Genomic DNA, 13,888 nt, shown 5'->3' with positions numbered 1-13,888 from the left:
TATGAAATTTAACGAAACGAAAATAAAGATATTTTCAACATTTATACTGTTGTTATATTCGGTATTGAGCTTTTCACAGACCATACTGTACCAGGCAGAAAGTACCTCAAGAACGGTTCAAGATCCGCAATCGGTGGTGTTAGCACCAGGATTTCGTGCTTCTTCCAGTTCATCGAATCCATTTGTAGCTAAAATCGGTCCAGCTACTGATAATCCGGGAGGTGGACCAATTGACTCCAATGCAGGTATAACAAACCCATCAGGAACGACTGCTCCAGATGGAAAAAGTTTCCATGATACTAAAGGGAATATAGAAGTAAATGGAGCAGGACAATTGCAGTTTACTTTGCCTATTGCTTTACCACCAGGGGTGAAAAGTGTAGCACCGCAAATTAACCTTGTTTATACTAGTGGCTCTGGAAATGGAATTGCTGGATATGGATGGAATATATCAGGCCTTACAGCTATTTCAAGAATAGGAAAAACTATTGAAAAAGATGGAGAAGTAAAGGAAATTCAGCTAGATTACTCTGATTATTATAGTTTTAATGGTCAAAGGTTAATTCTCAAATCCGGTGAATATGGTAAAGATGGGGCAGAATATATGACGGAAAAATATTCCAATATTAAAATAAAATCATTAGGGGCTAAAAATGGGGTTCAAGGGCCTATGCTGTTTCATGTAATCTTTGAAGACGGTTCACAGGCCTGGTATGGAGATACAGAACATGACGACCCTGAACATTACAGTGGAGCAAGGACTTCAATGGAATACAATATTATAAAATGGACAGATGTAAAAGGCAATTACATCACTTATGAATATGAAAAAAATTTATATATGCCTAATCAATCAGGTATGGGCGGTGATGTTACCAGGATTAAGAAAATAAAATGGGGTGGAAATGTAGCATTGAATAAAGAACATTTCAATGAAATCCAGTTTAATTATAATATTGAAAGGAATATAAAAGAACTTTCTTACCATAAGGGTTATTATTACAATCAGGACAAATTACTGAACGAAATTATTGTAAAAAACAATGGAAATCAATTTAAAAGATATACTGTCGAATATGCAGATAATGGAACCAGTTATCAGTTTGCAAATAAAATAACAGAATATAATGCCAGTAATCAGGCTGCTAACCCTGTTACAATAGAATACGAACCTTATCAAGGAGGTAATGAAGAAACTACAAAAGAAAACAATATTGCGACCAATAATACAAAAAAGTATGGCGATTTTGATATGGATGGGATTACCGATTACCTTGAGTTTATTCCTAATCCTGGAACCGCAGGTTCTGTACAGGTGGGGGTAATAAATTTCAGAAATTCAGTATATAAGGATGTACCACTTATACCATTAAAATATGAGCTTAACCGTTTTACCGCTGCCGAATTTGCAAAAGCTACCTCTGTAACTTTTAAAAAAGATGGTTTTGTAAAAAATAAGGTAGGAGTTGTAATACCCCATAAAGTCCCAACTTTAGATCCTGAGAAACCAAACTATGAATTGCTAGTATATTCCATAGATATTGCTGACCTTACATTTAAACTGGAATATTCGAAAGTAATTCCTTATAATCTATATACTCCGGGAGGTGAATTGAGCGGCGGATCTGAATGTACTGCATCATTGCCACTCAATGTAAGCTATTTAGAAAGTTACGACTATGATGGGGATGGTATTTCAGAACTGATGATAGGATTTAATAAAAGAAACCGATGTACAAGCCCACCATATGCCAATAGAGTCTCTACTCCTGGCGAACATAGTGATACTATAGAATCCATTGGAAGTCAGCTGCCTCTATTACAACCCCGGATTAATTCCTCGAATGTAGAGTATGGAGATGATGTTCTGGCAAGTTTGGAATTAGAGAACTCTCAGAGTAGAATTTTACCACCTGATGGTGGTACAATAGATCATTTTACATATTATTCCTCATATTTGATCGGCATTGATGAAAATACAGACATTAGTAACAGTATTTATAAATATGATGGAGGTGTAAATATTAATAATTCGTTGGATAATAACAGAAATAACCGTTTTGCTGATTTGAATGGAGACGGTATACAGGATATTATTCAGGTTAAACCAGACGGAACAATTATCAATGTTTATAATTTTCGTAAACAAACTGCCGGGAACTACACAAAGGTAAGTATCGGAGACTTTTCAGGACAAAAGCTCGAAGGAATTTCCTCTGCTGCCTTATATGGAGATTTTAATGGTGATGGAAAAGTTGATGCTTTAGTTCCCCAAGCCAATAAATCTTATAACTGGAATTTATATATTTCAGATGGCAAAAAGTTCAAACAGTCTTTCATCAATAACTTTATCTATTATAGTTCCGGGCCTGAGATATTGAAGGAGACCAGCCATCATGTGTTGGAAGCCGGAGGGGGATGCTCCTATTCGGATAGCAGATATTTTCAGTATAATGTTGCAGATCTTGATGCGGACGGTAAGTCAGATATTGTGGTTAGTTATATATTTATTACTAATCATGAATGGAACAGCCATCATGATCAGGAAAAAACAGTTTTGCGTACTTTTGTATATTCAGTTAATAAAACTACAACAGACAATACGGCAAGTTTTGCTAAAGCTTTCTATTCAACAGCAGGAGGAGATAGTGTTTTTTTACAAAGTTCTCCTATTCAAACAAACGGCGATTTAAATTTCTATAGGGTAAGGGATTGGAGAAGAGAATATGGTCAAAAAGTTATTCCGTTTGGAACACTAAGTTTAAACCGAACTAATCAGCAAATTATATCTATAGGTAAGCCCGATGATTGTTCAGGAGTAATTGGCTGTCCTTACAATTATGTTACTCAGTACGGGTATCCATATATTCCTTCTTTAGCAAGAGCTAAGTTTATTAAACAAGGCGATATTACAACAGAAGTTTCTTATCAGGAGCTTAACTCTAAAGCTGATGAGAATTTTTACAAACCAATCAAAAAAGAATTATTCCCTTATTTTGAACTAGAACAAATTCCTTTATCAGCAGCTGTATCAAGACTTAAACAAATTCTTCCTGATAAAACATTAATTCAGGATTTCAGGTACAGAGGCTTTTTAAGCCATCTTACAGGAAAGGGCATGATTGGTTTTCGTCAAAGTGCCCAGTCGTCCTGGTATGCGGTTGGATTTGAAAATACCAAAATCTGGTCAGGAGCAGAGATAGATCCTCTTTTTGATGGAGTTCCTGTAAAAGAATGGTCGATTAGAACCAATGACGAAAGCAAAATATTCCCTACAGATATTTCGGAAAACAATACCCAACTTTTAAGCTTTAAATCTACAGTATATGAAGTTTTTAAATTATTAAACGGGCAGCTTGTTACTACTCCTGTTTCTGACACTGATAAACCGAAGATTGTAATAGCTACTGTTCCTAAAAGTACCAAAACAAAGGATTTCCTTAGTGGTACAATAACTAACGGCTCTATTACCTATGGAGATTATTATCTTCCGAAACAAAGTATCACTAATATTAATAATGGTTATGCAGTAACAACTTCTGATTTTGAATACATTCATAATCTATCAGGAATTGGGGCGGATTATTTTGTAGGACGTCAAAAAAACAAAACAGAAACAATACAAGCCTATGGCGATACAAAATCCACTAAAGAAGAATATACTTATGAAAATAATCTACCAAAGACATTAAAAACATGGAACAGGGATAATACAGGCTATTTATTGGAAACATATAACTACGATAGTTTCGGAAATTTAATTCAAAAAGTAATCAGTAACAGCGTAGACTCACAAACGCAAACTGTTAAAACCGAATATGATTCTAAAGGTAGGTTTGTTGTAAAGAAAACAGATAATTTAGGACTGGAAACCCATATTGAATATAACGACTGGGGGCAGATAAAAAAACAAACTGATGCATTAGGTAATACACTTGTTAATACTTATGATGGCTGGGGTAAACTATTAACCTCTAAAACCAATCTGGGCGGGACAACAACCTATCAGTATAACAGAGATGATAATTCAAATATAACAGTTACCCAATATGATCCGGATGGGGATATCTCCAGAAAATATACTAATAAGCAGGGACAGGAATATAAAGCTTCTACCAAATCTTTTGGACAGGGGAAATTTGTTTCCCAAGAAACACAGTATGATCTTTTGGGGAGAAAGCTCAAAGAATCTGAACCTTATTTTGAAGGACAGTCTGCCAGCCAGTGGAATACGATTGCCTACGATGATACGGTTTTCCCTCCTAAGGTAACTTCCACTGCATTTTCCGGGAAGAAAATAGAAACCTCAGTTTCTGGTTTAAAAACAACTGTAAAAGAGCTCAATGGGTATAACCGGACGACTTCCAAAACCACAGATGCTTTAGGAAATGTAATTTCAAGTACAGATAAAGGGGGAACTATTCAATTCTCTTACAATGCTGCAGGAGAACAGATCCAGGCAAAATATGCAGAAAATGTTGTAACAACAAAGTATGATTCGTGGGGCAGGAAATCAGAATTCAATGATCCTTCCAATGGAATATATAAATATGAATATGACGGATTTGGTCAGCCAAAGAAGATTATCAGTCCGAAAGGAACGAAGGAATATACCTACAATGCTTTAGGTCAGCTAATTTCCCAGAAAGAACTTTCCACTACCGATGGAGGACAAGCCACCAATAAGATAATTTCTTATTCTTATGATAATAAAGGAAGAGTTGTTGCCAAATCAGGAACTTCCAAAGGGCAGACATATAGTAATAATGCTTCCTATGATCCACAGGGAAGATTGCTGTCTTCATCAGAAAGTAGCAATGGAAAATATTTTATTCAGAAAGGGATTACTTATGATGATAAAGCAAGGATAATATCCTATGAGAAACAACTGTATTCTTCTGGCACTTTAACCAAAGTACAAATAGAAAATGTGTACAGTGCCTGGAGTGGTCAACTCTATCAGGTAAAAGATAAAACCTCAGGTAAAATTCTGTGGGAGCTGAAAGATACCAATGTAAAAGATCAGGTAGTAAAGGCTAAACTAGGCGCCACAGATATTAATAATACTTATGATGCCAGTGGTTTCCTCACCAGTGTTAGTCACTCTTCGCAAATAAAACCAGGTATCCTGCAACTCTCTTATTCTTTTGATGCAGTTAAAAACGAGCTAAAAAGCAGAACAACCGGGGGAGACTTCAATATTGTAGAATCATTTGATTATGATGATAATAACCGCTTAATAAACTGGACGAATCCTGTAACAGGAATTAAACCAACTGCCAATAGGAATGTCTATGACGTTAAAGGAAGAATCACTCAAAACGATCAGGTTGGAACTATTAAGTTTGAAAATTCTGCTAAGATCTACCAGCCAACTGGTATGACTTTGAATGCAGCAGGAACACAAAATTATAATAATGATTTGATCCAAAGCATTGTTTATAATGAAAACAACGATCCGGTATTTATTGACGGGATGAAAGGAGATGTAGCTTTCCAGTATGGCTTGACAAATATGAGACAAAGAGTTACCTATGGAGGAAGCTTCAGTACAGAGGGAGAAGGCAAATTCACCAAATACTATAGTGAAGATGGAAGCTTTGAAGTTGTAAAGGATAATACAACCGGAAAAGAAAAGCACATCCTATACATTGGAGGAACACCTTATGAATCTAATATTCTTTATCTAAAGAATTATGATGAATCAACAGGTTCATATAAATTCTTACATAAAGACTATATTGGAAGTATCTTAGCGATCAGTGATGAAGTAGGAAATAAACTGGAACAGAGGCATTTTGATGCATGGGGGAATTTTACTCATTTGCAGATAGGAAATGGAGCCATAATTACTGATAAGAATATTATAGACAATGCTTCGTTATTAATAGACAGAGGATACACCAACCATGAGCATTTTGCAGAAGTGGGAATCATCCATATGAACGGAAGATTGTATGATCCGTTACTGAGAAGATTCTTAAATGCTGATGAAAATATACAGGACCCTTACAACACCCAGAATTATAATAAATATGGGTATGTCTTGAACAATCCATTGATGTTTAACGATCCAAGTGGTGAATTTATTCTGGAATCTACATTCTTATCAGCTGTGATTATCGGAGCTATGGTAGCATCCTTTAGTTATACAGTTATGGTTTCAATTACCGGTCAGGATTGGAATTTAGGATCATTTCTGAAGTCAACATTATTTGGTGCTGCCTCGGCAGCTGTAACCTATGGCATAGGGAGTATATTTGTCACTTCGGCAGGTACTGCCACCCAAATTGCAACTGAGCTGGGGAAACTGGGAACTATTTTTGTACAGGGAACCGCACATGCTTTGGCACAAGGTGTATTATCTCTGGTACAGGGTGAAGGCTTTGGAAGTGCTTTTGCTTCAGGATTCTTAGGGAGCATAGGAGCTTCTGCGTTTGGTGCGGTTGCCGGGAAATTTGCAAACAGTGCAGTAGGAACTATTGCTTCCGGTGCTGTTTTAGGAGGTGTAGGTTCTGAACTTACTGGTGGAAATTTCTGGGAAGGTGCTTTGATTGGTGGGTTTGTTGCCGGATTTAACCATGCACTTCATACAATGGATGGAGGACCGGGTAAGGATAAAATAAAAAAACGATCTTCTTCAAAAAAGATTGAGGGAGATAAAAATATTTGGTTTGGTGATGAAAATCCAAACTTGTTAAAACAAGCTGTAAAAGATAATTATCTACCAGATAATACGGTCAGGATTTATGCGCATTCAAGTGGTAGCTTCATAGTCGGGCCAAATGGTGAACATATTTATACTGCTGAGCAATTAGATCAGGTCTTAACTGGTCGTAGTAGAGCTTGGGAAAACTTTAAAAAAAATGGAGGAAAATTAATATTAGATATTAAGGCTTGTAATGCTGGTCATGACAACAAAGGATTCGCTACACGTATATCAAGCAGCCCTATTTTTAAAAATGTGGTTATAATTGCACCTAGTGATTACTATATGTCAAATGGAACTAAATCATGGATAAATCGAGGTGGACAATATAATATCATATTGAATGGAAAATTAGTTAGGGGTAAATACAGTAATCATCCTATACCTTAAAAATTAAAATTATGAAAACTATATCTTTAAAGAAAATCATAGTGCTATTTTTATTTTCATTGCTAATCTGTTGTTCAAAGGAAAAAGAGCCAAAAAAGTCTGAAAATGTTACAATAGAAAAATTCAAAAAAGAAATTCTAATGAATGGTAATATTAATGCATATAACAAATTAAGTATATATTATCTGAAATCAACATTTCATAATGAACTTTTACCTTACTCAATTCTAATGGCTGATAAATATAATCACGGAGATGCCTGTCATGATATATTTGTACAATTAATCGGCTTAAAACAGGCGCCAAAATCTCAAAAATATGATATTTCTATTTTTAATAAATTAAATGAGGGGGAAAAGAAGTATGTCTTATTTTATTTGAAAAAAGGAGCTAAATTAAAAAACATAAATTGTATAGTAGTTTTAAAAGAACTAGGCTATTCTGACAATTAATACTTAGGATAATGTTAGAATCTTACTCCCTTTTTTTGAAACAAAAAATTTAAACATTAGCTTTTAATATTTATCAAATTCCTGCAGCATTTGTTGCAGGAATTTTCTTTGTATTTCGAGGTATGTAAGAAATTATAATATTTCGGAATGTTTATGAAAATGTTATTGTAAATATCTCTGAAAAAATTTCTGAAAAAAAATTTCGACAACCTTTATTCTTGTATAATTCCACCTTATCCTCCACACCCTCGCCGATCCTGAGGAGGAATCATCCCCCGCCAGTAAGAATAGAAAGAAAATTATCGCAGACAATAATATAATCAAGGTGATAGCTGATGTTTTATTGTTTACTATTCTTGTGTTCCTGGTGTTTTATCTAACTCAAAAATCCAAAACAATGGTAACAATTATCAACTACAAACAAAGACAAAAAGAAGACAGAATTTCTAACTTATGTCTTCTAATTCCTGTTTGATAATTTATGGGATAAAGTTTAGACCTTTATACGTAACATCTCCTTTACTACCAAACTTTTTATTAAATGTATTGAATGTCCAGCTATCAAACGTTTCAAACAATTGCTTAACAAGAGTGAGGAAATCAATCCTTCTTGGTCTCATTCCATAAAGATGCTTATGCAATACCCAGAAAGTGAAAGAAAGTAGCTGTTGAGAGATTTTAATATCTTTTATTTTCCTGTTATCAATCTCCGTAGTATTCTTTTATAGTAGAAATAAGGAACTCAAAATCACCATCTGACATAATCTTCTCCCTTTTTCTCATTTTGCCCTTATAAATATCCTAAAACAAGATGTAAAAGCTCATTATCACCAGTAAAATCTGTTTTCAGAACATTAAAATTAGGAATATGCAGTAGAAGTTTATTTTTAGGATAGAAATAAATTTGTTGTTCATATAATCCCCTTATTTCAGTGATGAAATAAATAAAGGAAGGAAATTTGTAAAAAGTTTCTGAGTTATTATTGATAATGTATTGTAATTCGGACTGTAAAAATCTGATATAGACCTTAAGATAATGGGGATTGGGTAATATACGTAATTATCAATCAACAACTTGCTTTTCGTCAATTCACTATTTAAATAACTGGTAAAGTGGGTTTCAAAATGATATTTTTGTTTGTATTTAAGATAAATAATACCTTTATCATTATTAATATCCTCAATAGAACCGTTTTTATCTTCAATCCCCAAAGAAAGATATTGCTTAATCTAGGCTCTCAAGTATATATCTTTGAAAATATTGACAAAATAGAATATTGGCGAATTATATTGAAAATCCATACAATAAAAATAAGGAAAAGTTAGAATAGGAAAGCAAATGAAAGAAAAATTAGTTTTATCGAAATTTTTGTACCTATTTTGTAACTGAATAAAAAAACCACTTAGTAAAAACTACATAAGTGGTTGATTTTCAATTAGTGGTCCCACCTGGGCTCGAACCAGGGACCACCTGATTATGAGTCAGGTGCTCTAACCAACTGAGCTATAGGACCTCAAAACTTGGTTAAATTTTGTGTTTGCAAAAATAGTAAAATTTCTTTCACTACAAAATTTTTTATTGCTTTTCTTGGCAAAGTTCTACCAGTACGCCATTTGTGGATTTGGGGTGAAGAAATACAACTAATTTGTTATCAGCACCTTCTTTGGGTTCTTCAGAGATAAATTGAAATCCTTCTTTTTTTAATCTTTTTACTTCTTCGAGGATGTTTTCAACACCAAATGCCAGATGATGGATGCCTTCACCCTTTTTTTCGATAAATTTTGAGATTGGACTTTCGGGGTTACTGGCTTCAAGCAATTCAATTTTACTCTCCCCGGTTTCATAGAAAGAAGTGACAACTCCTTCTCTTTCCACGGTTTCTTTTTTGTAGGATTCTTTTCCTAATAGTTTGGCAAAAAGCTCGTCAGAGACACCTAAAGACTTTACGGCAATACCGATATGTTCTAGCTTCATAAATACTAATGAATATAATTAATTTGTAAATTTGATACGATAGCTGAATTTCAAAGTATCAATTCAAACAAAAGTAGTAAATTTGCATAAATTATGGAAAGTAACAGACAAAGAAAAGTAGCACAGATCATTCAGGAGGACTTCGCAGAGCTTTTCCGCAAACAGGCTGCTGAGAGCAAACAAAGTATATTGGTATCCGTTTCAGATGTAAAGGTAACGGCTGATCTGGGTATTGCTAAAATTTATTTAAGCATCTTCCCACAGGAATTCCGTACTGCTGTAATGAAGGAGATCGAAGAGAACAAACCTCAGTACAGAAACTTTATCGGCCAGAAAATGGCAAAACAGGTACGTATCATTCCGCAGCTTAACTTTTACTTGGATACTGCTCTTGATGATGTTGAAAAACTGGAAAGAGAATTAAGAGGTGAAGGTGACAATCCTGTTCTATAAATCTTGAAGAATATTGCATTTTACATAGCATCCAGATACCTTTTGGCAAAGAAAGGCAGTACTGCCGTTACGTTTATTACGTGGCTGGCCGTAGGTGCCATGACGGTTGCTGTGGCAGCAATGTTCGTTATTATTTCAGTTTTTTCAGGACTTGAAAATCTGAATAAAGACCTTATTTCCAATCTTCATGCGGATTTGACATTGAAGAGTACTTCAGGAAAAACCATTAAAAACCTGGCTAAGGTCAATATGGTTTTAAACAATAATCAAGAGATCAGCAGTTTTTCCCGTGTCATCGAGGAAAAAGTATACATCAGTTTCAACGGGAAAGGCGATATTGCTTATTTAAGAGGTGTTGATTCCGCTTATATCAAGGTCAATCCCATTAATAAAGATGTATTCTACGGGACTTACCCCAGCTTCAGTTACTCTAATGAAGTTCTGATGGAAAACAGTCTGGACAACAGACTTTCTATTCCGGTGGATTCATCCAATCATTATGCTACGGTTTTTATGCCTAAGCCCGGAACAGGGATTATTAACAAAGAAGAAGATATCTACAACAAAAGGGATATTCTTGTAACGGGGGTTTTCCCAGGAAAAGACCAGCTGGATAATTATATCATCTCCCCTATTGAGCTTACAGAAGAACTCCTAAACTTACCTAAAAAGTCAGCTTACCAGATCGTTATCAAATTAAAGAATCCTGATAACGCAGATGCTGTAAAGCAAAGTCTGCTTTCTTCTCTGGGAAAAAATATTCAGATAAAAACCAAAGAAGAAGAGAATGCTGCTTTCTGGAAAATGATCAACACAGAAAAGCTGTTTATTTATCTGATCTTTGCCCTGGTTATTTTTATTACCACCTTCAATCTTGCCGGAGCGATCATTATCCTTCAGCTCGACAAAAAAGAGCAGGCAAAATCCCTTATTTCATTAGGTTTTCCACTAAGCCATCTGAGAATGACCTATTTCTACACCGGAATCCTTATTGTAGTATCCGGAGTTATTACCGGTCTGATCTTTGGAACAGCACTCTGCTATTTCCAGCTTTATACAGAATTCTTTAGAGCCAATGAAGTGCTACCCTTCCCTGTAAAAATTGTAGGAAAAAATTATCTCATCGTTGCCCTTACCGCATCCTTATTTGGATTTGCCATTTCCTGGTTCTTCTCGAAAATCAGCAAAGAGTATATTACTAAAAATTAATATATTAAGCTTATACATTTAACCAAAAAAATCTTTTCGGGTTCCATTTTTTTGTACCTTTACGCCCCAATTTTAAAAAAAATGAAACGAATTTTATCTTTTTTCTTGTTGAGCTTTGCATTGATTAATACATTAGCACAACAAATGCCCGCTAACTATTACGATAATGCGGTTGGTTTATCAGGAGCAGCACTTAAAACAGCCCTGAAAGACATCATAGAAAGCGGACATCAGGATCATGGATATGGAGGATTATGGGGTGCTTATCTTACCACAGATCGCGATTACTTTTATGAAAATGATGGAACGATTTTAGACATTTATTCTGAAAACCCTAACGGTCCCGATCCATACAATTATGTACCCGACGTTAAACGATGTGGAAATTATTCAGTTGAAGGAGACTGTTACAACAGAGAGCATATAATACCTCAAAGCTTATTTAATGAAGCTTCCCCAATGGTTGCCGATGTTCATTTTATTCGTGCTACTGACGGAAAAGTAAATGGGATGAGATCAAACTATCCTTTTGGAAAAGTAGGAACCGCTTCCTTTACATCTCAAAATTTCTCAAAATTAGGTAACTCTGTTTCCCCTGGATATTCAGGGACTGTATTTGAGCCAATTGACGCTTTTAAGGGGGATGTGGCCAGAATGATTTTTTATTTTGTAACAAGATACGAAGCTAAACTTTCCGGGTTTACATCAGGGGGAATGTTGGGAGGTTCGGCATACCCGGGTTTACAGCCCTGGGCACTACAACAATATATGCTGTGGCACATTATGGATCCTGTTTCTAATGAAGAAAAAGCGAGAAATAATGCTTCATTTGCCTATCAGGGAAACAGAAATCCATTTATTGACCACCCTGAATATGCAGAATTAATCTGGGGAACTCCGGTTGCAGATACTGAAGCACCTACCATTCCTACTAACTTAATTGCCAATAATCCAACATCAAACTCTATTGCAGTAAGCTGGACGGCATCAACAGATAACATCGGGGTAACGTCTTATCAGGTGTACGCAAATGGTGTATTAAAAACTACAGTAAACGGAACGACTACCTCGACAACAGTAAGCGGTTTATCTCCATTGACCCAGTATACATTCTATGTAATTGCTAAAGATGCTGCCGGAAACTCTTCTCCACAAAGTGCAACTGCTACAGAAACCACTCTCGACGGACCTGCCGGAGGCGGAAGCTGTGGAACAGAAGACTTTAGTACAATGCTGGACGGTTCAGCCCAGGCATCTTCATATGCAACAAGAACATGGACCAACAACAATATAACCTGGACTGCCACATTGGCCAGAACAGATGAAACAATTAATGGTAAAGCAGTCTGTACTCAAAAAGGTACTTTAACAAGTTCTCTGATCTCAGGTGGCGTTCAGGCTTTGACACTAACAACTCAACGAAAATATAATGGAGGTAACGGCAGCTTAAATGTTTTCGTAAATGATACTTTAATGGGAACGATTCCATATAGTACTACAGTGACAACTACAACCATCAGCGTAGGAGTAAGTGGAGATGCGGTGATTAAAATTGTAAATCCGAACAATGACAGAGTCGCTATGGACGATCTTACCTGGACATGCGCTACATTGGCGACTTCCGAAGTTACAAAAGCCAAATCAGATTTCACGGTCTATCCAAACCCGGTAAGAAACAACGAACTTTTTGTAAAAGGAGAAAACCTTAGCAAAATTTCAAGAGCTGAGATCTATGATCTTTCAGGAAAGCTAATTGAAACGATCATCAATCCTTTCAAACATTCCAATAAGATCAACCTTAAAAGAATGGTAAAAGGAACTTATATCCTGAAAACAGATAATTTCTCTACTAAATTTATCGTAGATTAATTATTAAAAAATAATTCAAATCAAAGGCCGGATTTATCCGGTCTTTTTTTTATTTTTGGTCATATGGATTCGAATAAAAAATTAGGGCTGATAGGACGAAATATTTCCTATTCCTTTTCTAAAAAATTCTTTGAAAACAAGTTTCAAAAACTGATGCTTAAAGACTTTTCTTATGATATTTTTGATCTGAACGAAATCAATGAAGTGGAAAACCTTTTTTCTTCTCCGGAGCTTTTAGGATTCAATGTTACGATTCCTTATAAAGAAAAGATCATTGATTATCTTGATGAACTAAGCGATGAAGCTGAAAAGATAGGAGCCGTCAACTGTGTACTTATCCAAAATGACAAGAAAACAGGCTACAATACAGATGCGTTTGGTTTTGAAAAAACCCTTCTTCTCCATAAAAAATCTTCGCAGGACAAAGCCTTGATCTTAGGAAACGGCGGAGCTGCAAAAGCAGTAAAATATGTCTTGGACAAACTTAACATTCCTTCTCAAACCATATCCAGAAGTACAGAAATCAACTTTGAAAATCTTGATAAGGAAACCGTTGCGGAACACAAAATAATCATTCAATGTACACCGGTAGGGACATTTCCGAATGTGGATGATTGCTTAAGCTTTCCATTCGATGCACTTTCTTCTGAACATCTCGTAATAGATTTAATATATAACCCCAACTATACCCGGTTTATCATCAATGCCTCTGAAAAAGGGGCAAAAACAGTAAACGGCTATTATATGCTTGAACAGCAAGCAGAAAAAGCTTGGGAAATTTGGAATTTTCAAAAAAAATAACATAAATTAGTACCTTAATTGGCCTTACAG

The 13,888-nt window shown here is 35.3% G+C and carries 7 protein-coding genes and 1 tRNA gene; 6 read left to right on the top strand and 2 right to left on the bottom strand.

Translation table 11 applies throughout. The features are described 5' to 3' along the window. Position 1: 1 nt before the first annotated feature. Positions 2 to 7,099, top strand: a complete 7,098-nt coding sequence (locus AC4IF5_RS15355) for an RHS repeat-associated core domain-containing protein (RefSeq protein ID WP_490735985.1) — start codon at positions 2 to 4, stop codon at positions 7,097 to 7,099. A gap of 11 nt (positions 7,100 to 7,110) precedes the next feature. Further along, positions 7,111 to 7,551 (top strand): hypothetical protein, encoded by a 441-nt coding sequence (locus AC4IF5_RS15350; protein WP_490735983.1) that lies wholly within the window; start codon positions 7,111 to 7,113, stop codon positions 7,549 to 7,551. 1,440 nt (positions 7,552 to 8,991) lie between these two features. Here the strand turns inward: AC4IF5_RS15350 and AC4IF5_RS15345 are convergent. Both AC4IF5_RS15345 and mce read right to left on the bottom strand, forming a co-directional pair. After that, a tRNA-Ile gene (locus tag AC4IF5_RS15345) sits at positions 8,992 to 9,065 on the bottom strand. A 62-nt stretch (positions 9,066 to 9,127) separates the two neighbouring features. Next, a complete protein-coding gene (gene mce, locus AC4IF5_RS15340; RefSeq protein WP_160138912.1) occupies positions 9,128 to 9,526 on the bottom strand; it encodes a methylmalonyl-CoA epimerase in 399 nt (132 codons plus the stop codon). Between the two features lie 93 nt (positions 9,527 to 9,619). Here mce and rbfA point away from each other — a divergent pair, with 93 nt between their 5' ends. From rbfA to AC4IF5_RS15320, 4 genes are all read left to right on the top strand, one after another. Further along, a complete protein-coding gene (gene rbfA / locus AC4IF5_RS15335; RefSeq protein WP_089697032.1) occupies positions 9,620 to 9,979 on the top strand; it encodes a 30S ribosome-binding factor RbfA in 360 nt (119 codons plus the stop codon). 3 nt (positions 9,980 to 9,982) lie between these two features. Continuing rightward, the gene (locus tag AC4IF5_RS15330; RefSeq protein WP_490735980.1) at positions 9,983 to 11,188 is read left to right on the top strand and encodes an ABC transporter permease; all 1,206 of its coding nucleotides are present in this window, start codon (positions 9,983 to 9,985) and stop codon (positions 11,186 to 11,188) included. Positions 11,189 to 11,269: 81 nt separating this feature from the next. After that, positions 11,270 to 13,057, top strand: a complete 1,788-nt coding sequence (locus tag AC4IF5_RS15325; RefSeq protein WP_490735978.1) for an endonuclease — start codon at positions 11,270 to 11,272, stop codon at positions 13,055 to 13,057. A 63-nt stretch (positions 13,058 to 13,120) separates the two neighbouring features. Then, positions 13,121 to 13,858: a shikimate dehydrogenase family protein gene (locus tag AC4IF5_RS15320; RefSeq protein WP_490735976.1), complete on the top strand. Its 738-nt coding sequence runs from the start codon at positions 13,121 to 13,123 to the stop codon at positions 13,856 to 13,858. Positions 13,859 to 13,888: the final 30 nt, after the last annotated feature.

The sequence above is a fragment of the Chryseobacterium sp. UF-290 genome, assembly GCF_058245615.1.
The sequence above is the reverse complement of the archived record's forward strand: the minus strand, read 5'-3'. Positions and strand labels throughout refer to the sequence as shown.